We start from the raw sequence: 25,236 nt of genomic DNA, 5'->3' as shown, positions 1-25,236 counted from the left end.
CGAAATCACGTGCGACGGTAATTTCGCGGAACGGGCCTGAGTGCCACTCAGTGCATAGGCGCGCGCACAGCGGGTAGGGAGTGCTGCATCGTCTTCTCGCCCGCGAAGCCGTCGTCAGGAGTGGACCGTGCTGCAACTGCCGCATCAGCCCCTGCAGGTCGCCGCCGTGCCTTCCCAGCGGACCCCCGCTCGGGAGGACCAGGCCGGCCCCTGGCATTCGGAGGCGGTGTGCCGCCGGGATGAAGCCGGGCTGTTCTTCGCCCCGTCCAAGGAGCCGACCGCTGCCCGGCTCTCGCGCGAGGAGTCCGCGAAGCGGGTCTGCGCGCGCTGTCCGGTCATGGTCGAATGCCGGGAACACGCCCTGCTGCAACCCGAGCCGTACGGGGTGTGGGGTGGCCTCACGGCTGCCGAACGCCGCGTGGCACTCGCCCGCCGCCGGCGGCGCGAGGCCGAGCTCAAGGCCTCCGGCGCGGCCGGCCACATCGCCGCGGCCGGCTGACGGAGACACCGTCACACCGTCACGCCGCATCCGTTGTCACACCGCATCCGGTCGCGCGGCCCGTCCGGTCGCGCGAAACATCCGGCTGCTGCGCGAAAAGGCGCCCCCACCGCACATGGGGGCGCCCCTTCACTTGGACGTGCCTACGTCACTTCGCGCGGTCGAAGTCGATCGCGCTGTAGGCACGCAGCTTTGACAGCCGGTGGGTCGAGTCGATCTTCCGGATGGTGCCCGACTTGGACCGCATCACGATCGACTCGGTGGTCGCCGTCTCCGCGCGGTACCGCACCCCGCGCATCAGCTCGCCGTCCGTGATGCCGGTCGCCACGAAGAACACGTTGTCGCCGCTGACCAGGTCGTCCGTGGACAGCACCCGGTCCAGGTCGTGCCCGGCGTCCAGCGCGCGCTGGCGCTCGGCCGCGTCCTTCGGCCAGAGCTTGCCCTGGATGACACCGCCGAGGCACTTTATGGCGCAGGCCGAGATGATGCCCTCCGGGGTGCCGCCGATCCCCATGAGCAGGTCGACGCCGGTGCCGTCGCGGGCGGCCATGATCGAGCCCGCGACATCTCCGTCGGAGATGAACTTGATCCGTGCGCCGGTCTCCCGGATCTCCTTGACGATGCCCTCGTGGCGCGGGCGGTCCAGGACGACGACGGTGACGTCCTCCGGGGTGGAGTTCTTCGCCTTCGCGACCCGCCGGATGTTCACTGAGACGGGGGCGTTGATGTCCACGAAGTCGGCGGCCTCGGGGCCGGTGACCAGCTTGTCCATGTAGAAGACCGCGGACGGGTCGAACATCGCGCCCCGGTCGGCGGCGGCCAGCACGGCGATCGCGTTCGGCATGCCCTTGGCGTTCAGGGTCGTGCCGTCGATCGGGTCGACGGCGATGTCGACCTCGGGGCCGGTGCCGTCACCGACCCGCTCACCGTTGAACAGCATGGGGGCCTCGTCCTTCTCGCCCTCACCGATGACGACGATGCCGTTCATCGACACGGTGGAGACGAGGGTCCGCATGGCCTTCACTGCGGCGCCGTCGGCGCCGATCTTGTCCCCGCGGCCGACCCAGCGCCCGGCGGCCATGGCGGCGGCCTCGGTGACCCGGACAAGCTCCAGCGCGAGGTTGCGGTCGGGGGCCTCCGGGGAGACCTCCAGCTGGGACGGCAGATGATGCTCGGACATCGGAGCGCACCTTTCTGTACGACGACGACCGGATGAGGGTGATGTGACTCTATCGTCAGGTCGATAAAATGAGCAGACCGGGTCACGTATGAGCGGATGCCCCCGATTCGGTCCCGAGGGGGCTGATGCGACGATGGACCCGTGGCAAGCAAGCGAGGCAAGCAGACCGTGCGGGACATGTTCCTGTCGTTGGTGGTGATCGTCGCCGTGGCCGGCGTCGTCTACCTCTTCATCCCGCACGACGACAAGGCCGACCCGGTCAAGGCGGTCGACTACCGGGTCGAGCTCCTGACCGCGAGGCGAGCGGCCCCGTACCCGGTGGCCGCACCCAGCGGTCTGGCCGAGAAGTGGAAGCCGACCTCCGTCAGTTACGAGCAGGAGGCCGGCAACAGCTGGCACCTGGGCTTCCTCGACCCGGAGGGCAAGTACGTCGCGGTGGAGCAGTCCACGGCTCCGGCGGAGAAGTACGTCACCCAGGTCAGCCAGGACGCGAAGAAGACCGGGCGCACGCAGCAGGTCGCCGGTGAGACCTGGCAGCACTGGGAGGGCCCGAAGTACGACGCCCTCGTGCGCGAGGACAAGGGCGCGACCACGGTCGTCACGGGGTCCGCGTCGCCGGAGCGGCTTGCGGAGATGGCGGCGGCGCTCAAGACGTCCTGACGTCCTGACCGCCTGGCGTGCTGGCGGGCTGACGGGCTGACGGGCTGACGGGATCGTCCGGCAGGCTGGCGGGGCGGCAGAGTCAGAGCAGGGCGCGTAGGTACGGGAAAGGCCCTGGAGCGGGTGCTCCAGGGCCTTTCCCGTGCGTTTCCGGCCGGTGCCGGTGCCGGTGCCGGTGCTGTGGTGCGGCTCAGACGCTCTTGACGGCCTCGTCGTAGGCCAGGCGCGGCAGACGCGGGAACCAGGCGTCCTCGCCCGGCTTGCCGATGTTGACGACCATCAGCAGGCTGTGGTCGCCGTCCAGGAACTCCTTCTCGATGCCCGCGGCGTCGAAGCCGGTCATCGGGCCCGCGGCCAGGCCGGCGGCGCGGACGCCGATGATGAAGTAGGCGGCCTGCAGCGCGGCGTTCAGCGAGGCGGCCGACTCACGGACCGGGCGCTCGGAGAAGAACGCGTCCTTGGCCTGCGGGAAGTGCGGCAGCAGCGCCGGGAGCTCCTCGTGGAACTCGTTGTCGGCGGCCAGGATCGCGACCAGCGGCGCGGTCGAGGTCTTGGCCTGGTTGCCCTCGGCCATGTGCGTGACGAGGCGCGCGCGGGCGTCGTCCGAGCGGACCAGGATGACGCGCAGCGGCGACTGGTTGAACGCGGTCGGACCGTACTTGACCAGGTCGTAGATCGCCTGGACCTGCTCCTCGGTCACCGGCTCGTCGGTGAAGGTGTTGGCGGTGCGGGCCTCACGGAAGAGGAGGTCCTGGGCGGCGGGGTCAAGAACGAGGGACATCTTGCGTATTACCTTCCGGACGTACAGGGGGGTCGGACAACGTCGACCACCGTACGGGAGAGGTAGGTTAACTTTCAACTAAAACTCGAGCGGAGTGATCCAGTCCACAGTGAACGCGGACTGCTCAGCCCGCGTCGGCCGCCGTGTCCTCGGCGCTGTCGTCGGAGCTGTCGTCGGCGGGGGCGGCCGGTGCCGCCAGCGCGGCGTCCAGCCGGGCGCGCGCGCCCTCCAGCCAGTGTCGGCACACCTTCGCCAGCTCCTCGCCCCGCTCCCACAGCGCGAGGGACTCCTCCAGGCTCGTCCCGCCGGCCTCCAGCCGGCGCACCACCTCGATCAGCTCGTCGCGCGCCTGCTCGTATCCGAGCGTGCCCGTGGCCGCAGCCGTCGTCCCGTCGTCCGTCATGTGATCCACCTTATTGCGAGAGCATGTCCGTCGATATTGCCGAAGCCCTGCCGGCCACCGTCACCCGGCCACCGTCACCGGGCCACGGCCACCGGGCCACGGTCACCCGGCCACGGCCACCCGGCCACCGTCACCGGGCCGCAGTCACCGGGCCACCGTCACCGGGCCACCGGCCGTAGGCCGCTGTCACCCGCCGCCGTCACTCGGCCACCCGCACCATGAACTCGCCGCCCGAGACGCGGGCCCGCAGCGCGTCCCCGGCCGCCCCCGCATCGGCGGGATCGCGCACCACGTGCCCGTCCGCCCGCTGGAGCACCGCGTATCCGCGCTCCAGCGTCGCCGCGGGCGACAGCGCGACCACCCGGGCCCTGGTGTGGGCGAGCTCCGAGTCCGCGCGGTCCAGGAGATGCCCCAGGACCCGCCGGCCGCGCCCGATCAGCGCGTCGACCTCCGCCGCGCGCTCGTCCACCATCCGCTGCGGATGCTCCATCGAGGGCCGCCCCAGCGCGTGCGCCAGACCCCGTTCCTCCCGGTCGAGCAGCCCCCGTACGGTGCGCAGGGACCGGTCCCGCAACTGCTGGACCCGGTCCAGCTCCTCGCCCACATCGGGCACGATCCTCTTCGCCGCGTCCGTCGGCGTGGAGGCCCGTACGTCCGCGACCAGGTCGAGGAGAGGGGAGTCGGGCTCGTGCCCGATCGCGGAGACCACGGGGGTGCGGCACGCCGCGACCGTCCGGATCAACTCCTCGTCCGAGAACGGCAGCAGGTCCTCCACACTGCCCCCGCCGCGCGCCACTACGATCACGTCGACCTCCGGGAGCCCGTCCAGCTCCTTCACCGCCTGGACCACCTGATTCACCGCGTGCACCCCCTGTACCGCGGTGTTGCGGACCTCGAAGCGGACCGCGGGCCACCGACGCCGCGCGTTCTCCAGGACGTCGCGCTCCGCCGCCGACGCGCGGCCGCAGACGAGCCCGATCAGCTGCGGCAGGAAGGGCAGCGGCTTCTTGCGGTCGAGGGCGAAGAGGCCCTCCCCGGCCAGCGACTTCTTCAGCAGCTCCAGCCGGACCAGCAGTTCGCCGATGCCGACCGGCCGTATCTCCGTGGCACGCAGCGAGAGCTGTCCGCGGGGGGCGTACCACTCGGGTTTGGCGAGGACGACGACCCGCGCCCCCTCCGTGACCACGTCCGCGATCCGGTCGAAGACCTGCCGGAAGCACGTCACACTCACCGAGATGTCGTGCGAGGGATCGCGCAGGGTCAGGAACACGACTCCGGCCCCCGGGCGCCGCGACAGCTGGGTGATCTGCCCCTCGACCCAGACGGCGCCGAGCCGGTCGATCCAGCCGCCGATGAGCCGTGACACGTCACCGACGGGCAGCGGAGCTTCCGCGGATGTTTGGAGAGCCATACGGGCGAGCGTATCCGCCACGACCGACAACGCGGCGGCTCCGCCCGGCAACGGCCGGGCCCCTCCGTGACCCGCGGAGAGACCTCACCCCCTCCGTAACCTCGCCCGTCCCCTCCGTAACCTCACACCGCCCGTCCCCTTCGTAACCTCACACTGCCCGTCCCCTCCGTAACGTCACAAACCTCACACCGCCCTGCGGTGCCTCTGCTGCACGGCGAGTACCGCCAGCCCCACCACGAGCCAGCAGGCCCCCACCACCTGTGCGCTCGATGTCGCCTCCACGATCACCGCGATCAGCACCCCGGCGCCCACCACCGGGACCAGGACGTGCCGCCACCAGCTCGGCGCCCCCTCCATGCGGCGCACCACGAACCAGCCGACCACCGAGGCGTGCAGCAGCACGAACGCGGTCAGCGCGCCCACGTCCACGACCGACACCAGATGGTCCAGGCCGTCGTCGCGCCGGGCCGCCCAGACCGCTGCCACCAGCGTCACGACCGCCGCGATCAGGATCGCGATCCGCGGCACCCCCGAGCGCGGATCGACCTTGGACAGCAGCGCGGGCAGCCGCCGCTCCCGGGCCATCGCGAACAGCAGCCGGCCCGCGGCCGCCTGCCCGGCCAGCGCCGCGAAGGCCGCCCCGATCGCCTTGCTGGCCGCCACCAGGTCGTGCAGCCAGGACCCGACCGCGGAGTCCACCGTGTCGTAGAAGGCCGACCCCTGGGCGGCCGGATCGGCGGCCAGCTCCGCCGACGTCATCGGCTCCAGCAGGGCCGCCAGGTACGCCTGCGCCACGAACAGGAACCCCGCCAGCACCAGGCAGAACAGCAGGGCCCGCGCCACCTTCGCCGAGCCGCCCGTCACCTCCTCCGCGAACGTGGCGATGGCGTCGAAGCCCAGGTAGGACAGCACGGCCACGGACACCGCCCCCAGCACCGCCGCCGCGGAGAAGCCCGCATCGCCGTTGAGCGGGGTCAGCCAGCCGCGCTGCGCCCCGTCCTGCACGAGCACCACCACCGCGGACCCCAGGAACACCAGCAGCACCACGATCTCCATGGCGAGCACCGCGAAGCCGACCCGGGCCGCCGCCCGGACGCCCCAGAGATTCAGCAGGGTCGTGAGGAGCACCGCCAGCGCCGTCCACACCCACCGCGACACCTCGGGCACCAGCGAGTTCATCGCGATCCCCGAGAAGAGATAGGCGACCGCCGGGATCAGCAGGTAGTCCAGCATCGCCATCCAGCCCGCGATGAACCCCGGCCCCTCCCCGAGCCCCTTGCGCGCGTACGCGAAGACCGAACCCGCCAGGGGCGCGACCCGCACCATCTGGGCGTAACTGAAGGCGGTGAACGCCATCACCACGGTCGCCGCGACGTAGACCAGCGCCACCGCTCCGTGCGATTTCGCGTCGAGCGTGCCGAAGACGCCGACCGGGGCCATCGGGGCGATGAACAGCAGCCCGTAGACCACCAGATCCCGGAAGCCCAGCGTCCGCCGCAGTCCCGCCCGGCCGGTGGTGCTGCCGGAAGCGGGGCCGCTGCCGGGATCGCTGCCGCTGTCGCTGCCGGCCATGAGTCCTCCGTTGTTCGCGTGGTGATCAGTCTCCCGACCCTGTCGGCCCCGCGCCTGTTCGGTACGGCCTTACGATGGGACGCATGACTGCTACGACACCCCGACGCGTCCTGCTCGCCGCTCCCCGTGGCTACTGCGCGGGCGTGGACCGTGCCGTGATCGCCGTGGAGAAGGCCCTGGAGCAGTACGGCTCACCGGTCTACGTACGCCACGAGATCGTTCACAACAAATACGTCGTACAGACGCTGGAGAAGAAGGGCGCGATCTTCGTCGAGGAGACCGCGGAGGTCCCCGAGGGATCGATCGTGATGTTCTCCGCACACGGCGTCGCACCGGCCGTGCACGACGAGGCGGCCGAACGGAAGCTCGCCACGATCGACGCGACCTGCCCCCTGGTCACCAAGGTCCACAAGGAAGCCGTCCGCTTCGCGCAGGACGACTTCGACATCCTCCTGATCGGCCACGAGGGCCACGAGGAGGTCATCGGCACCTCCGGCGAGGCCCCCGAGCACATCACGCTGGTCGACGGCCCGGAGGACGTCGCGAACGTCGAGGTGCGCGACCCGTCCCGGGTCGTCTGGCTCTCCCAGACCACGCTCTCGGTCGACGAGACGATGGAGACCGTCGGCGCGCTCAAGGAGAAGTTCCCGCTCCTGATCTCGCCGCCCAGCGACGACATCTGCTACGCCACGCAGAACCGGCAGATCGCGGTGAAGCAGATGGGCGCGGACTGCGACCTGGTGATCGTCGTCGGTTCCAAGAACTCCTCCAACTCGGTCCGCCTGGTCGAGGTCGCCCTCGGCGCGGGTGCGAACGACGCCCATCTGGTCGACTTCGCCGACGAGATCGAGGAGTCCTGGCTGGACGGCGTCTCCACGGTCGGTGTCACCTCCGGCGCGTCCGTTCCCGAGGTACTGGTCGACGGCGTCCTGGCCTGGCTGTCCGAGCGCGGTTTCGAGGACGTGGAGATCGTGAAGGCGGCCGAGGAGTCCATCATCTTCTCGCTGCCCAAGGAGCTCCGCCGGGACCTGCGCGCGGAGGCGGCGGCCATGTCCGCCGAATGACGGCTCCAGGGCCCGGCATCCGCGCGGGACGCTGAACGGTTTCCGCCCGGCTTTCCTTTCCGCCTTCCTCTCCGCCTTCCTTCCCTCTCGGGTTTCCGCTCGGGTTTCCGCTCCGGGGAGTGAGCCGGGCCGCCTGCCCGTACCGTGGATCACATGGAGATCTTCGGCGTGGACATCGGCGGATCCGGGATCAAGGGTGCTCCCGTGGACCTGGACCGCGGGGACCTGGCGCAGGAGCGCCATAAAGTACTCACACCGCACCCGGCCACACCCGAGGACGTGGCCGGGTGCGTGGCCGAGGTCGTCGGCCATTTCAACTGGTCGGGCCCGGTGGGCATCACGTACCCGGGCGTGGTCACCAGCGGCGTCACCCGTTCCGCGGCCAACGTCGACAAGGGCTGGATCGATCTGGACGCCCGTACGCTGCTCAGCGACAAGCTGGGCCTGCCGGTCACCCTGCTGAACGACGCGGACGCGGCCGGCATCGCGGAGATGACCTTCGGCGCGGGGCGCGGCCGCAAGGGCACGGTCATCGTGCTGACACTCGGTACGGGCATCGGCAGCGCGCTCTTCATCGACGGCAGGCTCGTCCCCAACACCGAGCTCGGCCACCTGGAGCTGAACGGTCACGACGCGGAGAAGCACGCGTCGACCAAGGCCAAGGAGGACGAGGACCTGAGCTGGCACCACTGGGCGCACCGGGTGCAGAAGTACCTGGTCCACGTGGAGATGCTGTTCTCGCCCGAGCTGTTCATCATTGGCGGCGGTGTCAGCCGCAAGGCCGACAAGTTCCTGCCGCTGATCGAGCACGTGCGGTCCGAGATGGTGCCCGCGGAGCTACAGAACAACGCGGGCATCGTGGGCGCGGCGATGGCGGCGGGGAACAGCTGACGGCAGGCCCTTTCGGCGGCGTCCCCGGGGCACGTCGGTCAGCGCTGCCGACGCCGGGGTGCCTGTCCGGCGGGTCGAGGTGCCTGCCCGGCGGGCCGGGGTGCCTGTCCCGCGGGCCGGGGGGACTGCGGCTGACCGGCCGCCCGTGAGGTCTGTGCGGCCAGCAGCATCCGCCGCTGCCGGGCCCGCATCAGCCGGACCTTCCGTACGGTCGCGATGAGCCCGGCGACGAGCGTGCCGCCGTACAGCCAGCCCGCGTGGACGGCGAGCGCGGTGACGACGGCCATCATCTGCCCGCCGAAGCCGCCCGTGCCGCCCGAGATCGGGATGATGCCGACGGCGAACGCGATCGGCACGCTGATCGGCGCGGTCACCAGGTCCGCGGGCCGCACCCAGAACGCGGTCAGCGCGCTGACCGGCAGGAACAGCACACCGAACACGACGGCTGAGGCATCGAACAGCAGCCGGTCCGCACAGGCCAGCACGAACATGGTGGCGGCCGCGAAGAGCCCGCCGCCGATACCGGTCAGCCGGGGATTCGGCAGCCGCCGCAGGGCGAGCACGGCAGGTGCCACCGGGCGGGCCCGGCCTGCGGGCGTGCTCATCACCCGGTAGACGGCGGCGCCGTCGCCGACGGTTCCCTTGGCTCCCCTGGTCCCCAGCGGGGACAGCGGGGCCTGCTGGGTCTGGCTGCGCTGCGGGGGACGTGTCCTGTGCTGCTCCACCGGGACAACGTAGGTCGCCGGGCGGCAGGAATCACGTGCGGGACACGCCCTTTGGCCGACCTTGGCGATGAGTTCGATGCCACACGGCCCAACGGGAACCGGATCGGCACCCGGTGGGACCCGTGGTTACGCGCTCGCCCCCGCCCGTAAACTGGAGAATCGGCCCACCGGGGCCGGACCTCATTACGAGCCCGCCCACCCCTCAGGAAGTCGCCAACGTGTCGCTCACGATCGGAATCGTCGGCCTGCCGAATGTCGGCAAGTCGACCCTGTTCAACGCCCTGACCAAGAACGACGTGCTGGCGGCCAACTACCCGTTCGCCACGATCGAGCCGAACGTCGGCGTCGTAGGCGTCCCCGACGCACGCCTGAACACGCTCGCCGAGATCTTCAGCTCCCAGAAGCTGCTCCCGGCGACGGTCGACTTCGTCGACATCGCGGGCATCGTGCGCGGCGCGAGCGAGGGCGAGGGCCTGGGCAACAAGTTCCTCGCGAACATCCGTGAGTCGGACGCGATCTGCCAGGTCATCCGCGCTTTCAAGGACGAGAACGTCGTCCACGTGGACGGCAAGGTCTCACCCAAGGACGACATCGAGACGATCAACACCGAGCTGATCCTCGCCGACCTCCAGTCCGTCGAGAAGGCCGTCCCGCGCCTCACGAAGGAGGCCCGCCTCCAGAAGGAGAAGGTCGCGGTCCTGGCCGCCGTCGAGGAGGCCCAGAAGATCCTCGAAGCGGGCGACACCCTCTTCCACGCGGGCATCACGGCCGGCACCGAGAAGGGCCGCCTCCTCCACGAGCTGCACCTCCTCACCACCAAGCCGTTCCTCTACGTCTTCAACGTCGACGAGGACGAGCTGGTCGACGAGGACTTCAAGAACGAGCAGCGCGCCCTGGTGGCCCCCGCCGAGGCGATCTTCCTCAACGCCAAGATCGAGTCCGAGCTGATCGAGCTCGACGACGACGAGGCCCTGGAACTCCTCCAGTCCATGGGCCAGGAAGAGCCCGGCCTCGCCACCCTCGGCCGCGTCGGCTTCGACATCCTGGGCCTGCAGACCTACCTCACGGCAGGCCCGAAGGAAGCCCGCGCCTGGACGATCAAGAAGGGCGCCACGGCCCCCGAGGCGGCCGGTGTGATTCACACCGACTTCCAGAAGGGCTTCATCAAGGCGGAGATCATCTCCTTCGACGACCTGGTCGAAACGGGCTCGGTCGCCGAGGCCCGCGCCAAGGGCAAGGCACGTATGGAGGGCAAGGACTACGTCATGCAGGACGGGGACGTGGTGGAGTTCCGCTTCAATGTGTAGTGGGTGACATACCACCACGTCGCTGATGTGGCAAACAAGCAGATCAGAAGGGGCCGGGCTCTTGAGGGCCCGGCCCCTTGGTCCATACCGTGCTGGTTCGGTGCTGGATTTTCTGACGATTAGTCACCTCTGCTGGGCCCTGGGGATGGAACCGCTGTGACGACCTGATCGGTTGCGTCAGCTCCTGCCTTCCGGCGCCGCCAGCGGCGGACGGCCCAGCTGCCCGCGGCTGCCAAGCAGCCAGCGATCAGGGATGCAGGTAGCTGAGTGAGTAGGCCCTCGATTAGAAGCCGTTGCAGAGCCATGTCGCGTCCTCTCGCTCGATGTTGACGCATCAAGCGTGGCCCGCCGCGCGCGCAGTTTTGACAGTTCTGGACAACATCAGACGTCACTGGACGGGATCAGACGCGTGTCACGCGCAGTGGTCGAGGTTCGCCTCGGAGGGGGAGACCGTGGCAAAGCTGAGGGCGCCAGGGCTGCCGGATGGGCCCATGCAACGGCTGAGTGAAGAGCTGCATGCGCTGCATCGAAAGACCGGATTTCCGTCAACGCGTGAACTGGCCCGCAGGACGAACGGGATCGGTAGTCACGGGCGCGTGCACGACCTGTTCTCAAAGCCGGTGCTCCCCGACTGGGGTTTGGAACAGCGCTCAGTGGGAACGGAGTAATGAGACAGAATAGCGCCCGCATGTATGTGTAGAAGGCTAAGGGTTTTCCTCTGCTGGACCTGTGCTGGATGTTCAGACGCTGGATCAGTCGGGATCAGGTGTCGTAAACGGTGGAGCGATGCCCGACGTGGACGACCCACACCACGACCTCTCCCTTGTCGATCGTGTAGACGACCCGGTAGTCGCCGACCCGCAGTCGACGGCGTTCTGGCTGTGACACGAGCGCGGTGGTGTTAAAGCCGAGGGGGTCGCTCTCCAGTTCGGTCAGTTTGGTCAGGATGCGTAGGGCCATGTCGCGAGGGATCTTCCGGAGCTCGGCCTGTGCCTCTGGCCGGAAGACGGTTCGGTACTCACTCACCGCGCGCCAGCGTCTCCCTCATGATGTCCTCGATCGGGACGCCGGGTGCGGGGTTGGCCATGCGCTCATCGATGATCCGGTTGATCTCGCGCTCTTCCCACTCCTGGTACTTGCGCAGCACCTCGATGGAGACGACGGCGGCGACTTCCTTACCTCGGCGGGTGATGACTGTGGGTACGTCTTCGCGGTCCGCGCGCTCCACGACTTCCGCCAGGTGGGCGCGCACGTCGCGGATGGACTCTATGGGCAGCGGCTGCGTCATGCGCTCAAGTGTACCGAGTGTGCCATGTGTACACCACTCTCCCGTGGTGCTGGATGAGCTGGATGAACCCGCACTGTGCTGGATCGGTGCTGGATAGCCACTTTCAGAACCGCGTTTTCGCAGGTCGGAGCGCTGCGCTGAACGTTCCGCTGCAACGTGTAGTGGCTGAGTTATCACCACGTCGCTGATCTGGCAAACATGCAGTTCAGGAGGGGCTCGACTCTTCGGAGTCGGGCCCTTTGCTTTCTCCGGTGCTGGGATGGTGCTGAGTTACCTGACCCCTCGTCACCTGCCGTCATCCCTGGTCGTTCGTACCGTGCTGGGTTTGCGCTGGGACGCGGATGCGCCGACGGTGCCAGGTTCCACTCTGATGGGCCCTCCCGAGACTACGAGCCGATCGTCGCGGGGAGCGCAGTCTGCCGTGCCCGGGTTCGTTCCTGCCGGCTTCCAATGTCTTGCGGAGTGGCCGCTCCGGCAACATGGCGTCGATTCGTTCGCCGAGTCCCAGTTCAGGGAGTTCGTACAGGGTCTCGTCCAGGGTTGCTCGCCGATCGGAAAGCTGATCAACCAGTCCAGGTCGTGCTCCTGGCTCTGATCGAGGCACCCCCGACGCGCTCCAGCATTTTGATGCCATTTCTTACTCTCAATTGATATCGTTTGTTGGAGCGTCGAGCTGTGAAGGGGACAACTGATGGCCAGGACTGTGATCGATCTGGACGAGGAGATCGTCGAGCAGGCGATGCGGGTGTATGGAGCGAGGACGAAGGCCGCCGCAGTGCGGGCGGCCATGGAGGAGGGGGTGAGGCTGCGGCTGCGCCGGGAGCTGTTCGATGCCATTGATGATGGTGAGTTTGATGACGTGTTCGCGGAGATCCGGTCGCAGACGGGGCCGCGGAATCCGGACGGCTCGCTTAAGCGCGAAGACGGGGCTTCGGCGGCGTGAAAGGGCGCTACCTCATCGACAAGTCCGCGCTGGCCCGCCGGGGCAAACCGGCAGTGCGGGCGCGGCTGGATGCACTGGACCGCGATGGACTCCTGGCAGTGTGCGCCCCGACCGAGTATGAGGTTCTGTACTCGGCGCGTGGAAAGCCCGAGGCGCTGCGCCTGCGTACTCTGCTCCGTGGTTTCGACTACTTGCCCTGCAACGACGAGGAGTTCGAGCAGGCGCTCGCGATCCAGGCGCTGGCGCTGAACGCTGGCTTTCACCGGGCGCTGTCGCTGGCCGACGTCCTCATCGCGGCAACCGCAGAACGGCATGGGGCCACGGTCCTGCACTACGACGGCGACTTCGACATGATCGCCTCGGTGAGCGCGGTGCAAACCGAGTGGGTCGTGGAGCCCGGCACCGCCGACTGACCGGGAACGCCACATGCCGTGCCAGCGAGTGCCTCGATGGTCTGCATTTCCGCAGGCCACAAGTTCCACTTCGATGTGTAGTCGATTTCCTGTCTAACCTCTGGTGCGAAGAAATAGGGAGATGTTGAATGGCTGATGTCACTTTTCTGAGCGGCTGAACCAATCGATGAGTACGGTCGCGCTCTTTATGCGGTGTCGCGATCGATTCTGAGGGCCCACTTCGATGAGTTGTCGCAAGCGGATCTCGAAGACCTCAATTGCGATCGGGTGGACGTCACGTTTCGCAACTCGCTAAGCTCGCTCGCCTGCACCGCGACAAGGGATCGCCCGGAGATGGGTTTGAGTGGGCCGTTCGCGAGGCGATTGTCGGCGGTGAGCCACGCGTTGTCGATCTGGTCAGCGAAGCTCTCAGGAAGGTGAGTCCTAGGTCATTCGCCGACTTGGACAGGCCAACTTCCCTGATGTTCGGGAACGAGCGTGCACGCCATCTCGGGTTCACTGATGCTGTCGTCAACAATGCGAGTGGCGACGCGGTGTTGCTGCCCGACGGCTCAGGTCGCCCATTCGCATTTGGATCCTGGGTGCCGATCGCTGCTCGTGGCGTCGCCGCCGAGGCTCAGCTCCGGGACCGGATCAAGAAGGTGTGGAAGACTGATCTGTTCTTGAGTAGTGCTGAGAAGGCGCGGTTTGCCGCCGCTACCATCAAGAGTAATTGGCATCAACTCGAAGACGGTAACGAGATCCGAGTGGCGATTGTCCCCCAGGCGATAGACCTTCCGGCGGGTTATCAGAGGTGGCAGAGCCTACACCTGGTTGCGCTACCAGACCCGGATGGCTTTATGGGCTTGTTTGACGATGCATACGAGGCGGTCGCCGAAGCGGTTCTGACAGTTGGTAGGCGCGATCGTGCACCCTATTATTACAAGCCGAGTGCCAAGGCGTAGAGGATTCAGCGCAACTTGAGAAGTATGGGAAGGTGAAGGTGGTCGACATTCTTGACTCCCTGAACGAAGCGGCGCAGCAGAACCTAATTACCATCGAGCGAAAGCTCATGTCGGTGGAAGCGCCTACGTGGCTCAATATCAACGAACAGCGCACGCCCATCATTGCGCCGAGACCGTCGTTCGAGAAGCTCGATTGATCTCGCAGTGACACGCCATCGTCCTGTCTGCGGGAAGCTGAACCTCCCGTGGTGTGCTTGTCCACCGGGACATTCGTGAGCGTGGATCCTGAGCGTCAAGGGCCAGGCGGACCCCTTCTTGCGGGTCCAGCGAGGTGCACCTGCTGCCCAGCGCGTGGAGCCGTTGCAGGCAAGTGCGTCACGCCCTGCGGCCACCCCCTCGACGAAGCGTCCCACCCCTCAAAGGGTGCGAGCCGGAGTGGTGGCACGCAAGCTGCGTGGGAGTGCATGAGGGGCGCCCGGCCTGCATGGTGCCGGGATAGAACGCCCGTGCTGGGATGGTGCTGGGATGCCCCTCTCCGGAACTGCATTTCCGCAGGTGGGAGCTCTGCGCTACGGATTCCGCTTCAACGTGTGAGCGGATGAAATGACGCCACATCGCTGACATAGCACGCATGCAAGTCAGGAGGGGGTTGGACTCTGCCGAGTCCAACCCCTTCGTCGTAACTGTGCTGATCGTGCAGACGAGGCGAGAAGTTCCCACGCGCAGTCGACGTTGTTCGGGAGGGGAGACGAAGCTGCGCCACGACGTACGACGGAAGTCCGGTTCGAGGAGCGCCCTCCTCTGCCCGAGTGAGACGGTCTACGAAGAACTGTGCCGCGGGGGACGCCGGGCCGAGCCGAGGTTCGCCGCGATGGCCACGATGGGCAGGCGGTGTCCGGACAGGAGGAGGCCGCCTCAGAACCCGCCGAGGTTGTCCTCCTCGCGGGGATATGCGGCACTTTCCGGCGCCCAGCGTGTGAAGGGGTCGGTATCCGGGACGGATTCCGAGGCCGAGGGCGACGAAGGAGGTGGTTCAGATGCGGGGGAGCGAGGTGGCCACGGGCCCGTGGAAGGGTTGCCGGCCGGAGCGGGGTTCTCCGGCGTTTCGTCGGAGGCCGGGCCGAAGCCCTGTGCGATGTCGTCGGCGGCGTCGTTCAGACCCTCAGCCTTCAGGGATCGCATTACCCGGTGCACCAGGACTGTGTACCCGTCCATGTCCGGCTTAAGGCCCACGGCGTCCAGCAGCAGGCGGAGCCGATCGGCGACCCCCACTTCCTCCTCGCGGTCGAACATCTCCTGCTCGGGGCCACCCTCGTCCCACAGAGGTGCCCCGAGAGAGGCCTCTCCGGATGTTCCGGCGGGCGGGATGAGGAGATGGCGGAAGAGCTCGGGCACTTCCTCGTCGTTGGCCGCGGACGCGATCTGGGCCAGCGGGCCGATCATGGTGACTGCCTTCTCGATCTCGTCCTCGTGGCGGGCCAGCCACCACACCACCGCGCTGCCCGCGCTCTTGAGGACGTCGTCGCCGAGGTAGCGTCGCTTGCTGCGCTCGTACTGACGTTCGTGTTCCCAGAGCTCTTCGTCCTTGCGCAGGTTGTTCAGTTTCCGCAGACGTTCCCCGTCGGCGGGGGCGAGGGTCAGTGTCACATCGGCCGCCATGACCACTACCCGTTCGTACCGGTCCGGACGTGCGACGCCCAACTCCCCGTCCAGGAGGTACTGCGCAAAGTTTGCCCGGCCGGGTTCCTCGTGGCGGACGAGCTCTCGGGCCCGCGTGACGACCGAGGACACGGCGAGGGCGGGGGAAGAGTCCTCGGACCGGCCGATGTGATCGGCGATGGGCTTCCACCACACGGTGGCGGAGAAGCGGAAATCGTAGCCGTCGGCCGCGCTGGGCAGTGCCGCGTCGGTCACATGGGTCTCCCGGTACGGCTCCTCCACCGGACCAGGCGATTCGGGTTGCTCGGGTTCGTACGAATCATCTGTCGTGCGGTCGGAGCCGAGGACCGTCACCAGGAGCAGCAGCGAGCCTGAGGTCGTGACCATGGACATGAAGCCCCACTGCCACACCGACCAGTGCAGGAGGTTGCCGAGCGCGGCCGGTGCGAGGCCGCACACGGCGACGAACAGAATGCGGGCGAAGGGATGCCTCATCGTGTCTCTTCCGTTGTCCGTTGTCCGGCGTCCGCGCGGCCGTACTGCGCGTGGTCGATGTGCTCCCAGAAGAGGGTGGCCACCGCTGACCGGTTCGAGTGGTGCTCCGCCCCCACCCAGGCACAGGCCAGGGTGTAAAGGCGGTGCAGGGCGGCTTTGCCACCTCCGGTCGCCCTGACCATCAGGTCGAGTGCCGTCCACTGCGTGCCGTCGTGGGCGACGGTGTTCAGCCAACTGTTCACCAGAGGTCCCCAGAGCTCCGTGGGCTGCCGGGAGAAGACCCCCACCCAGCCCACGAACAGGTCCGGCCACGTTCGTGACTCCGGCGCCCGGTCGCTTCGCAACAGTTCCGTGAGCAGCCGGAGATGAGGTTCGGCATCAGGTGCCTCCTGAACCAACCGAGCCCGCAGGCGGTCGATCAGCAGCCGGTAGAGCCTGCGGTCGCGGCCGGCGAGGTCGAACAGCGCCTCCCGGACCTCACTCGCGGCTTCCCCCTTACGGACGGCCAGGTGATGGAGCCGTACCACGGCTTGGGCTGGGTGTGTCGCGCCGAGGCTCTGGACGCAGACTGTCGTCAGAACACGGGTGAGACCGTCCGGCAAGGAGCCGGATCTCACGCACTCGTACATCCGTCTGCGGAACCATCCGCCGAACCGCTCATGAATCAGCCCGAGTTCGAGGGCGGCCACGGCACATTTGGCGCGTTGCGGCCCCCCGGGCTGGTCGGTCCATCGTGTCACCAGGTCGAAGAGGTCGTCGGGCCGGCCCGTGGCCAGCGCCTGCTCGCCGAACCGGACGACAACGCCGACCCGGTCGTCGGCGGTCAGCCCCTCCAGCCCGGCGGCGTCACCGATCCAATTCCTGAGGTCGTTGCGCACTCCGGGAAAGTTCGCCCAGAAGTACGTGCGCACCGCGTCGGCGTACGCGAGCTGTGCGAAGCGGAGCCGTCCGTCCGGAGCTCGCTCGATCCCGAGCCCGTCCAGCCGCTCCCCGAAATCCGACCGTGCGAGTTCGGTCGTCGCCTCCTCCTCGTGCCGGACCATCCTCATCAGACCTCGCCACGCCGCGTAGACGGTGTCGGACGGGGTGCCCTCGAACATCGCGGCCGCGAGGAGCAGGGTCCGCGCGGGGGCGGATCGGGCCGCGGCCACCTGCCGGCTCACCTCTCCGGCACGATCGGTGACCGCGTGCATGGCCTGGTCGAGCCAACCTGGGAAGCCGGAACCGAACCGGCCGCTGTCCCGCGCATCCCGCACCAGGCTCGAGAGCTTGGCCAGCTCCTGCATGGGGGACCTGTCGCACAGTTGCCGGAGGCCAGCCCTTTCCAGATCGGCGTAGCGAAAGGGCATCCGGTCCATGCGGAGGTAGCGGGTGACCATCGCGATGCCTCTGGGGCGCCCGAGTCTCACCGTGTGTGGTCCGAGCTCCGGCAGGTGAGCGTGCTCCATGCCCGCCGGAAGGACGACGACCATATGGGCCTTTGCCCCCTGGACCTGTGCACGGTTTGCGGCCAAGCGGTGCTGGGCCCGGTGGTAGGTCTCCTCGTCCGCGAATCCCGAGAGATCGACGAGAAAACGGTCTCCCGCGCCGGGCGCCAGGGGACTGTCGTTCTTGCCCATGACGGGAAATTCCTCGAACCGGATCTCTTCTCCGGCGGCGCCCTCGTTCCCACCGATCTCGTGCAGCAGCATGATTGCCGCAGCGCGGCGTCCGCTGCCCGGCTGTCCGTGCAGTAGCACCACCGAACCGGGCGTCTCCAGGCGTTCGGCGGCGATGCGGTACCCCGTCGGCGGGACGAAGCGGTCGGCCAGCCACACCCGGTCCTCGCGGGTGATGCGTACGGACTCGGTGCCCTTGCGATTCGGCCGGTCCGATGCGGTGTTGTAGTAGGTGTAGACGTTCTGGGGCCCCGTGCCGTTGTTGACCGGGCCGCTTGCGTCATTGACCGTGACGCGCTCCTGTTCGCTCATCGCGCGTCGTCCGAGCGGCGGCGCTCGCGCTCGAAACGCTGGTGGACCGTGCCGCTGTGGTCGCCCGCCGTGAACTGGACACCAGTGTTGTCGCCCTCGAGGTGGGGCGCGTTGTGCTGGTGGCCTTGGCCGGTGTTGACGGGCCCCTGAGGTCTGTTGACGAAGGTGCCGGACAGATTCCCGTTGAGGTTTCCGATGCCGCCATCCACGCGCTGTTCGACGTCACGAGTCCGCATCCTGGTATGTCCGGCGTTTCGTTCTGACTCCTCGCGGGACTCCGCCTCCGTCCGCTCCTGCTTCGCGTGGGCGTCCCGGTCCGCCTGACCCAAGTCGGGCAGGAGGCGGCCAAGGGCGTCGCCGAGCGACGCCAGGTCAGGTCCGGCGTTGCGGTGGTCGAACCGCCGGTACTGGCAGTCCGCCAGTTCCAGCAGATCCTCCGGGAGGATGGCGCGGTCGATCCGTGTGGCCCTGCCCACGAGTACGGGGATCACCAGGACGCCGCGGTCCAGCGCGGTCTGGATCTCGCGACGGGTCCAATCCTGTTCGGCTTCGAGAGCGGGGCGGCCGTCGGCGCCCGGCACCTCCGCCCAGCGCGGGCCGATCACGGCGAGGAGAGCCTGGCACTCCTCGACTGCCGTAAGCAGTGCTGTCGGAAAGCGGTGGCCGGGCTCGATCGAGCTGCTGGCGAAGAAGATCCGCTCTTCGCCAAACCGGCGGACGAGTTCCCGGACGATCATCGTCGCTACGGATTCCTCGTCGCCTGTGCGGTAGTTGACGAATACGTCGGACATGAAGGTTCCCTTCGAGAGAGGAGCATGGAATGGACGGGCACGGGATCGTGGCCTGGGGTCCGGTCCGCCCGGCCATGCGGTCCCGGCCGTGCCATGGCATGGTGCGTCCACGGAGCCGTTCGGAAGCGGGTGGCAGAAGCGGCCGGGGCCTGGACGAGACCGGTGGGCAGGCGAGGAACCGGGGCCGGAAGGCCACCGGGGACGGGGAACGACCCCGGGGCCAGTGCGACGAGGGCCGTACAGGTGTCCCAGCGGTGGGTCGTGAAGGGGCCGTCAGCCCTGTGTCGGGGCGAGCACGCGCGCCAGCGCGGGCTGCACACCGCGGACGGCACGGTTGTTGTGGAAGCGGGAGAGTTCCCGGGCAAGACGCCGCACGTCGCTGTTCACGGTCGCGGAGGGCACAGCAGGCATTACGGCCAGAAGGTCCTCGGCGATTGCACACGCGTGCTCGACCTCGCCTGATGCGGCGTGGGCAAGGGAGCGGCGGAATCCGTACCGGGTGCGAGTACGCAGGGCGTGCGAGGGGAGCCGGTGCCACTCCCGGTCGAGCACCTCGGCGGCGGCCTTGGGACGGCCGAGGTCGTACAGGCACCAGCCGGTCGACATCGTCGCCTGATCGGTGACATGGGTGGTGCCGATGACGGGTTCCGTGCCGTCGGCGACGCCCGCGAGCAGTTCCCGGGACCGGTCGAGGCTGCGGAGGCAGTCGGCTTCGTTGCCGACGAGCGCGTGTCCCTGGGCCTCCCGGCCGGCGGCGAGTCCCCGGATGCGTGGCGGGAGAGAGCTGTTCTGCGCACGCCGGGCGAGGGCGACGGTGGCCGCGGCGTCCCCGTCGTACATGGTGACCAGGGCACGACGCACCAGTGCGTACGAACCGAGGTACGGGTCGCCTCCAGCGCGCGCCAGTTCCGCCGCCTCGCCAGTCCAGCCGAGGGCGGCGTGGCTGTCCCCGGCCTCCTGGGCCATCCAGCCGGTGAACTCGGCGAACCGCGAGGCGAGCAGGAGAGCGGGGCCGCGGGATGCCGACCGGGCATCGGCGGCCAGCCCGGCGATCATGAGGGTCTGGGTCTCCAGCAGGGGCAGCAGCACCCTCGGCGCCGTGGACTGCCCGAGCTTCCGCAACTGCTCGAACTGCAGGCGGAGCGAAGGCAGGAGAGGGTCGACGGCCGAGATCCGGCTCTGTCCGCCGAGCTTCATCCCGAGATCGGTCAGCGCCCCCGTGCCGGCCGAGAGCACCGCTCGGCGTCCGACTGCCCAGAGGTTCGGGCCGGAGCCCGGGTCCGTCGCGGGAGGGGCAACCAGACGCTGCAACTCGCCGTCCGCACCGAGGAAGGCGTCGCACCTCCGGGCCAGTTCGGCGGAAGCGGAACGTTCGCCGCGTTCCACCTTGCTCAGGTATCCCTTGTCGTAGTTCAGCGCCACGGAGAACTCGGTCAGCGTCAGCCCCGCTTCCACGCGTAAACGGCGGAGCTCCGGGCCGAAACCTGAAGTCGTGTTCATCGTCAACCTCCCCTTGGGCCGTGTCCGTGAGAACCGTCCGCCCTCACGGGAACCGCGGCGTCGGCGATCACCGAGCGATGTGCCGCCGGTGGTGGATACGCGCTGTAACGGTGTGATGTCACTGCGGATCCGAAAGGAGTTTGGCACGAGGCGTGGCCGAGGGATTGGGGTTCGGGGGCGTTGCCTGTTGCCTCTCATGTTCTCCGTTGTTCCTCGTCCGTTCCGGGGAGACAAGGCTGCGTCTGTTTCAGGCCAGGCGCTCTCGGAGGGTGAGTGCCCGCGGTATCGGGGCAGGTGGTGATGGGCAGTCCTGCTGTGGGGAATTCCGAACGGCGCCCGGTCTTGTCCATGCTGGTGTCGGCAGAGCGTTCCCTGGCTGCCGAATCCCCGCAGGGCCAGGCATGCACGTCGGCGGCTATCGGCAGTGGTGAGCGGGCCTTCACCGAGATCGCTCGTGCAGCTGGTGGAATCGGGGCCAAGCCGCTGCAACAAGCGTTGGGGCTGCTCACGGACAAGCGGATCTTCGCCGCCGACTGCCTGTATCGCTGGTGGCTGGGCGATCTGGCCTTGGCGCGGATCCGGGAGAGCTGAGCCAGTTGGCGCGGCTCTGGTCGAACCGCTCATCGCGAGGCGCTTGCCCGGGCCGACGACCAGCTCCCCGCAGCCCCCGCAGTGGGCGGCTCTGGACATGCACCGACGACGTCGAGATGGATGTCGGTGCGGACCGCACCCCCAAGTCCAAGGAGCTCACCTAAATCCTGATAGTTGCGCTGGGCCTCGATCAGGGAGATCTTGTTCGCCCCGCCTGCCATGGTCGGCCTGCGGAACTGGACCCCGTCGTCCTCCCAGAAGCAGACGGGGCAGATCTCGTGCGAGCCAGGCATCGCGTCCAGTACGCGGTGTCCGCAGCACGGGCAGGGGTAGTCGCTCACCTGCGCAGTCTCCTTGCAGGTCCTGTCGGCGTGCCAGGGATTTCGCCGCCGCGGCACCCCGCCCAGTCCGCAGGGCACCCGTAAACGGCCGTCGGGAGCCAATGCATGCCAACGAAGAAACCCCAGTTCAGAGCCCTGCACGGGGCTCCACCGCAGGTCAGGATCAGACCGCAGACATTCCGCTTCAACGTGTAGCGGGATGGCTGCTGCCAGCTGACTATTTCGTCAAGAAAGCTGGTCAGAGGGGTCGGACTTGGTTGAGTCCGGCCCCTACCGCTTTTCCGTGCTGACTCAGCCGCGGCTGGGTGGGGCGAGCTTCTCCAGGTCGAGGTTGACCTCGAAGGGCACCGGGCGGTTGAGTGAGCCCCTGAAGATGCCAACGGCTACATAGGTGGCGGTTGGCTCGTCAAGTTCGTAGACGTGGACGATGGGTGCTCCGTCCTCGTCCTCGATGCGCCAGTAGTGCGGGATGCCGGCCTCTGCGTATTTGTGGAGCTTTACCGTGCGGTCCCGGTGTGCGGACTCGGGGGAGACCACCTCGACGGCGAGTCGTACTTCATCCGGTGCGAACCAGGTGCGGTCACCGTCGAAGTCGGCCGTTGTCACCAGCAGATCCGGCTCGGGCCGATTGCGTTGATCGAGTTTGATGGTCATCTCCCGTCCGACCCTTACGTCGGCCGGCGCCTGCTCCATGAGAGCCACGGTGAGCATCGTGACGAGATGGCCGTGCCACCACCGCTGCGGGGACCTCATGAATACGATGGCTCCGTCGATCAGCTCGGTGTGGCGCGGTGCCTCTGGCCCTGGCGCGTATCCGGGAGAACTGGACCAGCTGGCGCGGGAGGGCGATCGAACCGCTCGTCCGCGAGGCGCTCGCCCGGATACTGCCCGATGACCGGCTTCCCGCAGCCCACGCAGTGGGCGGCTGCTGGAGCCGCACCAGCGATGTGGAGATCGACATCGTCGGTGCGGACCGGGCTCCCATTGCCGAGGAACTGCTCTTTGTCGGCTCCATCAAGTGGCTGGAGCGGTCGCCTTTCGACCGTCACGACCTGGCAGCCCTTCATCGGCATCGGGCCGCCCTCACCAGTGAACCTGTTCCGGTCGCAGCGGTCTCGCGCGGCGGTGTCGACTGCCCGGGGCCCGATGCCGCCTACGGCCCAGGGGATTTGCTGACCGCTTGGCCGGTGTGAGTGGCGGATTGCGACGAGGGCGCGAAGGTGGTTCCCGCGGTGCGGCCAGTACGGCGATCCTGATGACGCCGGCCGGTCAGATCGCTGGCGGGTGAGCAGAAGGACAGTGTTTCCGCAGCAGGTGGTGTGGGGCTCTGTCGCAGGGCAGGGGCGGCCGTCGGGTCACCGTGCGGGCGGGGTGGTGTGATCCGTGGGGAATGACTGGGTGCCGAGCACGCGCAGCAGGTCCAGCCGCTCGCGGGTCTCGGGGTCCGCCGGAGTGAGGACGAGCAGTTGCTGGCCCAGGTCGGGCGTCAACAGGGTCTCGCAGTCCATCAGCAGCGGCCCCACTCGCGGGTGCAGGACGGTCTTGCGGTCGGCGCGCCTGACCGACACCTCGTGCTCGGCCCACAGGCGGCTGAAGTCGTCACTCGCGGCCTGCAGCCGCTCCACCAGGCCGGTGACGACCGGGTCGCCGGAGCGGCGGCCGGCCGCGGCGCGCAGGTCGGCCACGAGCTGGCGGGCGAGATGCTCCTGCTCCTCGGCCGGGGCGCCCGACCGGGCGGCCGGGTCGGTGAACCAGCGGTAGACGGTGTAGCGGCGGTCACCCGTGAAATCGACGTGGTCGCCCGTGAGCAGGGCGGCTGCCCGGTTCTGGGCCAGGATCTCGCCCAGGTCGGACAGGACCATGGCGGGGGTGTCCCCCAGCAGGTCGAGCATGCGCATCAGGCCGGCGCGGGCCAGGCGGGCCACCCCGTCGGCGGGCGGGGGCTGGTGGCCGGCCAGGTGGAACAGGTGGTCGCGCTCGTCCTCGGACAGGCGCAGCGCACGGGCCAGGGCGCCCAGGAGCTGGACCGAGGGCCGGCTGCTGCGGCCCTGCTCCAGGCGTACGACGTAGTCCGTCGACATGCCGGCGAGCATGGCCACCTCCTCCCGGCGCAGACCGCTGGTGCGGCGGCGGGGGCCGTCCGCCACACCGGCCTCGGCGGGACGGATCGCCTCGCGACGGCGGCGCAGGAAGTCGGCGAGCTGTTCACGTTGCATACCTCCATGGTCGCGCCCGGACGGTGGACCATCCAGGGAGCGCCGCTCCCTGGATGAACGCTCCTCTCCCGCACATGCCTGATTCCACTCACTGTGGAAGGCGGACCGACAACGAAGGAGAGCGCGATGCAGATGCGAACCCTGGGCCACACCGGCCCGACCGTCTCCGCCCCGGGCCTGGGAGCGATGGGCATGTCCGGCGCGTACGGCGAGGCCGACCGCGAGGAGAGCATCGCCACGGTGCGTGCCGCACTGGACGCCGGCGTGACACTGATCGACACGGGCGACTTCTACGCCATGGGCCACAACGAACTGCTGCTCGCAGAGGCGCTGCGCGGCCGGAACCGGGACAGCTACCGGCTGAGCGTCAAATTCGGGATGCTGAGCGGACCCGGCCCGACGTTCGGCGGGCAGGACGGCCGTCCCGAGGCGGTGAAGAACTTCCTGGCCTACTCGCTCACCCGGCTGGGCGTCGACCACATCGACATCTACCGTCCCGCCCGGCTGGACCCGGCGGTACCGATCGAGGAGACGGTGGGGGCGATCAAGGAGATGATCGACGCCGGCTACGTGCGCCACCTGGGTCTCTCGGAGGTCGATGCCGCGACGATCCGCCGGGCGCACGCCGTGCAGCCCGTCTCCGACCTGCAGATCGAGTACTCGTTGATCTCCCGCGCGGTGGAGGCGGAGATCCTGCCCACGCTGCGGGAGCTGGGCATCGGAATGACCGCCTACGGCGTTCTCGGCCGGGGCCTGATCTCCGGACACTGGTCGGCAGGCCGCAGCGCGGGCCCCGGCGATTCGCGCGGGCGCAGTCCGCGGTTCTCGCAGGAGAACGTGGCGCACAACCTCGCCCTCGTGGAGGCGCTGCGCCGGGTCGCGGAGGCGAAGGACTGCACCGTCGCCCAACTGGCCATCGCCTGGGTGGCCGCACAGGGCGACGACATCGTGCCCCTGGTGGGTGCGCGCACCCGGCAGCGGCTGACCGAGGCGCTGCCCGCACTGGACGTACGCCTCACCCCCGAGGACCTCGCCGGGATCGAGGAGGCGGTACCGCTCGGCGCGGCACGCGGCGACCGCTATCCGGCCGCGTTCATGTCCGCCCTCGGCGCGGGCAACTGAGCGAGGCCATCGGGGACGGGGTCCGTGCGGGAACCGGTGTTCTCCCGGCGCTGCCCGCGCGGCGCGGCGGACCCGCCACCGCACGGCGTGATCCGCCGGACCGATCGATCGTGCTCTGGATTATCGGAAGGCGGCAGGCTTAATCGTCGTGGAGTGCCTTCTCGCTGGGATAAGCAGGCCGGGTGGGGGAATTGATCGGCCTGCTTGTTCTGTGTTCTGTGTCTGTGTGCGTGGGGGGTGGGGTGCGAGATCGGGCATGTTCTGCATGTCGCGTTCGGTGGTGATGGGTATTCGGTGAACTCTCCGGCGGCGAGTGCCTGCGCGCTCGCGCCGCCGCGTACGCAGTCCGCGCACCGGCATCGCACCCGGCCTGGCGTCACGCCTTACGTCGCACGAGCCGCACCTGGACGCGCCGTTCCGTGACCTCCGGGAACCGGATGCCATAGGAGCTCCCTATAGCGTCTGCTGAC

25 protein-coding genes and 2 pseudogenes are annotated in these 25,236 nt (G+C 68.5%); 12 read left to right on the top strand and 15 right to left on the bottom strand.

Going from position 1 to position 25,236, the window contains the following annotated elements; translation table 11 throughout:
* Positions 1 to 127 precede the first annotated feature (127 nt).
* A complete protein-coding gene (locus tag ACIO3R_RS09455) occupies positions 128 to 499 on the top strand; it encodes a WhiB family transcriptional regulator (RefSeq protein WP_123461359.1) in 372 nt (123 codons plus the stop codon).
* Positions 500 to 647: 148 nt separating this feature from the next.
* On the opposite strand, the gene glpX is transcribed toward ACIO3R_RS09455, so the two are convergent.
* Positions 648 to 1,679, bottom strand: coding sequence for a class II fructose-bisphosphatase (glpX, locus tag ACIO3R_RS09450; RefSeq protein ID WP_402104764.1), 1,032 nt, complete (start codon positions 1,677 to 1,679; stop codon positions 648 to 650).
* Between the two features lie 141 nt (positions 1,680 to 1,820).
* Here glpX and ACIO3R_RS09445 point away from each other — a divergent pair, with 141 nt between their 5' ends.
* Positions 1,821 to 2,339 carry a DUF4245 domain-containing protein gene (locus ACIO3R_RS09445; protein WP_385027217.1) on the top strand — a complete coding sequence of 173 codons (519 nt, stop codon included), beginning with the start codon at positions 1,821 to 1,823 and terminating at the stop codon, positions 2,337 to 2,339.
* A 190-nt stretch (positions 2,340 to 2,529) separates the two neighbouring features.
* Here ACIO3R_RS09445 and ACIO3R_RS09440 read toward each other — a convergent pair whose 3' ends face one another.
* From ACIO3R_RS09440 to ACIO3R_RS09425, 4 genes are all read right to left on the bottom strand, one after another.
* Positions 2,530 to 3,120: a malonic semialdehyde reductase gene (locus ACIO3R_RS09440; protein ID WP_385027220.1), complete on the bottom strand. Its 591-nt coding sequence runs from the start codon at positions 3,118 to 3,120 to the stop codon at positions 2,530 to 2,532.
* A 124-nt stretch (positions 3,121 to 3,244) separates the two neighbouring features.
* On the bottom strand, positions 3,245 to 3,523 hold the full coding sequence (locus tag ACIO3R_RS09435; protein WP_402104760.1) for an exodeoxyribonuclease VII small subunit: 279 nt from the start codon (positions 3,521 to 3,523) through the stop codon (positions 3,245 to 3,247).
* A gap of 199 nt (positions 3,524 to 3,722) precedes the next feature.
* Positions 3,723 to 4,934: an exodeoxyribonuclease VII large subunit gene (gene xseA / locus ACIO3R_RS09430; RefSeq protein WP_385027226.1), complete on the bottom strand. Its 1,212-nt coding sequence runs from the start codon at positions 4,932 to 4,934 to the stop codon at positions 3,723 to 3,725.
* A 183-nt stretch (positions 4,935 to 5,117) separates the two neighbouring features.
* Positions 5,118 to 6,506, bottom strand: coding sequence for an APC family permease (locus tag ACIO3R_RS09425; RefSeq protein WP_402104757.1), 1,389 nt, complete (start codon positions 6,504 to 6,506; stop codon positions 5,118 to 5,120).
* Positions 6,507 to 6,580: 74 nt separating this feature from the next.
* On the opposite strand from ACIO3R_RS09425, the gene ACIO3R_RS09420 reads away from it, so the two are divergent.
* Both ACIO3R_RS09420 and ppgK read left to right on the top strand, forming a co-directional pair.
* Positions 6,581 to 7,570, top strand: coding sequence for a 4-hydroxy-3-methylbut-2-enyl diphosphate reductase (locus ACIO3R_RS09420; RefSeq protein ID WP_385027232.1), 990 nt, complete (start codon positions 6,581 to 6,583; stop codon positions 7,568 to 7,570).
* 153 nt (positions 7,571 to 7,723) lie between these two features.
* Positions 7,724 to 8,461: a polyphosphate--glucose phosphotransferase gene (ppgK, locus tag ACIO3R_RS09415; protein WP_402104753.1), complete on the top strand. Its 738-nt coding sequence runs from the start codon at positions 7,724 to 7,726 to the stop codon at positions 8,459 to 8,461.
* A gap of 38 nt (positions 8,462 to 8,499) precedes the next feature.
* Here the strand turns inward: ppgK and ACIO3R_RS09410 are convergent, their stop codons facing one another.
* The gene (locus tag ACIO3R_RS09410) at positions 8,500 to 9,066 is read right to left on the bottom strand and encodes a DUF6542 domain-containing protein (protein WP_385027394.1); all 567 of its coding nucleotides are present in this window, start codon (positions 9,064 to 9,066) and stop codon (positions 8,500 to 8,502) included.
* A 338-nt stretch (positions 9,067 to 9,404) separates the two neighbouring features.
* Here ACIO3R_RS09410 and ychF point away from each other — a divergent pair, with 338 nt between their 5' ends.
* The gene (gene ychF / locus ACIO3R_RS09405) at positions 9,405 to 10,493 is read left to right on the top strand and encodes a redox-regulated ATPase YchF (protein WP_123461369.1); all 1,089 of its coding nucleotides are present in this window, start codon (positions 9,405 to 9,407) and stop codon (positions 10,491 to 10,493) included.
* 762 nt (positions 10,494 to 11,255) lie between these two features.
* Here the strand turns inward: ychF and ACIO3R_RS09400 are convergent.
* Positions 11,256 to 11,519, bottom strand: coding sequence for a type II toxin-antitoxin system RelE/ParE family toxin (locus tag ACIO3R_RS09400; protein ID WP_385027238.1), 264 nt, complete (start codon positions 11,517 to 11,519; stop codon positions 11,256 to 11,258).
* A complete protein-coding gene (locus ACIO3R_RS09395) occupies positions 11,512 to 11,781 on the bottom strand; it encodes a type II toxin-antitoxin system Phd/YefM family antitoxin (RefSeq protein ID WP_385027241.1) in 270 nt (89 codons plus the stop codon). Before ACIO3R_RS09395 ends, ACIO3R_RS09400 begins: the two co-directional genes overlap by 8 nt.
* A gap of 691 nt (positions 11,782 to 12,472) precedes the next feature.
* On the opposite strand from ACIO3R_RS09395, the gene ACIO3R_RS09390 reads away from it, so the two are divergent.
* The 4 genes from ACIO3R_RS09390 (at position 12,473) to ACIO3R_RS09375 (ending at position 14,278) form a co-directional block, all read left to right on the top strand.
* Positions 12,473 to 12,724: a type II toxin-antitoxin system VapB family antitoxin gene (locus tag ACIO3R_RS09390; RefSeq protein WP_148020499.1), complete on the top strand. Its 252-nt coding sequence runs from the start codon at positions 12,473 to 12,475 to the stop codon at positions 12,722 to 12,724.
* Complete coding sequence (locus ACIO3R_RS09385) at positions 12,721 to 13,137, top strand: PIN domain nuclease (RefSeq protein ID WP_385027245.1); 417 nt, start codon at positions 12,721 to 12,723, stop codon at positions 13,135 to 13,137. Before ACIO3R_RS09390 ends, ACIO3R_RS09385 begins: the two co-directional genes overlap by 4 nt.
* A 461-nt stretch (positions 13,138 to 13,598) precedes the next feature.
* Complete coding sequence (locus tag ACIO3R_RS09380; RefSeq protein WP_402104747.1) at positions 13,599 to 14,081, top strand: hypothetical protein; 483 nt, start codon at positions 13,599 to 13,601, stop codon at positions 14,079 to 14,081.
* Positions 14,082 to 14,113: 32 nt separating this feature from the next.
* Positions 14,114 to 14,278, top strand: a complete 165-nt coding sequence (locus ACIO3R_RS09375) for a hypothetical protein (protein ID WP_385027251.1) — start codon at positions 14,114 to 14,116, stop codon at positions 14,276 to 14,278.
* Positions 14,279 to 14,996: 718 nt separating this feature from the next.
* On the opposite strand, the gene ACIO3R_RS09370 is transcribed toward ACIO3R_RS09375, so the two are convergent.
* The 4 genes from ACIO3R_RS09370 to ACIO3R_RS09355 form a co-directional block, all read right to left on the bottom strand.
* On the bottom strand, positions 14,997 to 16,235 hold the full coding sequence (locus tag ACIO3R_RS09370; protein ID WP_385027253.1) for a hypothetical protein: 1,239 nt from the start codon (positions 16,233 to 16,235) through the stop codon (positions 14,997 to 14,999).
* A complete protein-coding gene (locus ACIO3R_RS09365; RefSeq protein ID WP_385027256.1) occupies positions 16,232 to 18,205 on the bottom strand; it encodes a hypothetical protein in 1,974 nt (657 codons plus the stop codon). Before ACIO3R_RS09365 ends, ACIO3R_RS09370 begins: the two co-directional genes overlap by 4 nt.
* Positions 18,202 to 18,996 carry a toll/interleukin-1 receptor domain-containing protein gene (locus tag ACIO3R_RS09360; RefSeq protein WP_385027259.1) on the bottom strand — a complete coding sequence of 265 codons (795 nt, stop codon included), beginning with the start codon at positions 18,994 to 18,996 and terminating at the stop codon, positions 18,202 to 18,204. Before ACIO3R_RS09360 ends, ACIO3R_RS09365 begins: the two co-directional genes overlap by 4 nt.
* Positions 18,997 to 19,269: 273 nt before the next feature.
* A complete protein-coding gene (locus ACIO3R_RS09355; protein WP_385027262.1) occupies positions 19,270 to 20,496 on the bottom strand; it encodes a helix-turn-helix domain-containing protein in 1,227 nt (408 codons plus the stop codon).
* A gap of 336 nt (positions 20,497 to 20,832) precedes the next feature.
* Here ACIO3R_RS09355 and ACIO3R_RS09350 point away from each other — a divergent pair.
* Positions 20,833 to 21,245, top strand: a pseudogene (locus ACIO3R_RS09350) (ATP-binding protein); the annotation flags it as partial.
* Positions 21,246 to 21,257: 12 nt separating this feature from the next.
* On the opposite strand, the pseudogene ACIO3R_RS09345 reads toward ACIO3R_RS09350, so the two are convergent.
* Both ACIO3R_RS09345 and ACIO3R_RS09340 read right to left on the bottom strand, forming a co-directional pair.
* Positions 21,258 to 21,428, bottom strand: a pseudogene (locus ACIO3R_RS09345) (CPCC family cysteine-rich protein); the annotation flags it as partial.
* A gap of 291 nt (positions 21,429 to 21,719) precedes the next feature.
* Entirely contained in the window at positions 21,720 to 22,337 is a 618-nt protein-coding gene (locus ACIO3R_RS09340; RefSeq protein WP_402104888.1) for a Uma2 family endonuclease, read from the bottom strand.
* On the opposite strand from ACIO3R_RS09340, the gene ACIO3R_RS09335 reads away from it, so the two are divergent.
* Positions 22,220 to 22,621: a DUF234 domain-containing protein gene (locus ACIO3R_RS09335; protein ID WP_402104742.1), complete on the top strand. Its 402-nt coding sequence runs from the start codon at positions 22,220 to 22,222 to the stop codon at positions 22,619 to 22,621. The genes ACIO3R_RS09340 and ACIO3R_RS09335 overlap by 118 nt on opposite strands.
* 162 nt (positions 22,622 to 22,783) lie before the next feature.
* On the opposite strand, the gene ACIO3R_RS09330 is transcribed toward ACIO3R_RS09335, so the two are convergent.
* Positions 22,784 to 23,644, bottom strand: coding sequence for a helix-turn-helix transcriptional regulator (locus tag ACIO3R_RS09330; protein WP_402104739.1), 861 nt, complete (start codon positions 23,642 to 23,644; stop codon positions 22,784 to 22,786).
* Between the two features lie 126 nt (positions 23,645 to 23,770).
* On the opposite strand from ACIO3R_RS09330, the gene ACIO3R_RS09325 reads away from it, so the two are divergent.
* Positions 23,771 to 24,766: an aldo/keto reductase gene (locus ACIO3R_RS09325; protein ID WP_385027271.1), complete on the top strand. Its 996-nt coding sequence runs from the start codon at positions 23,771 to 23,773 to the stop codon at positions 24,764 to 24,766.
* Positions 24,767 to 25,236: the final 470 nt, after the last annotated feature.

The sequence above is a fragment of the Streptomyces sp. NPDC087428 genome (genome assembly GCF_044744085.1).
In the GTDB taxonomy this organism is placed as follows: Bacteria; Actinomycetota; Actinomycetes; order Streptomycetales; family Streptomycetaceae; genus Streptomyces.
The sequence above is the reverse complement of the archived record's forward strand: the minus strand, read 5'-3'. Positions and strand labels throughout refer to the sequence as shown.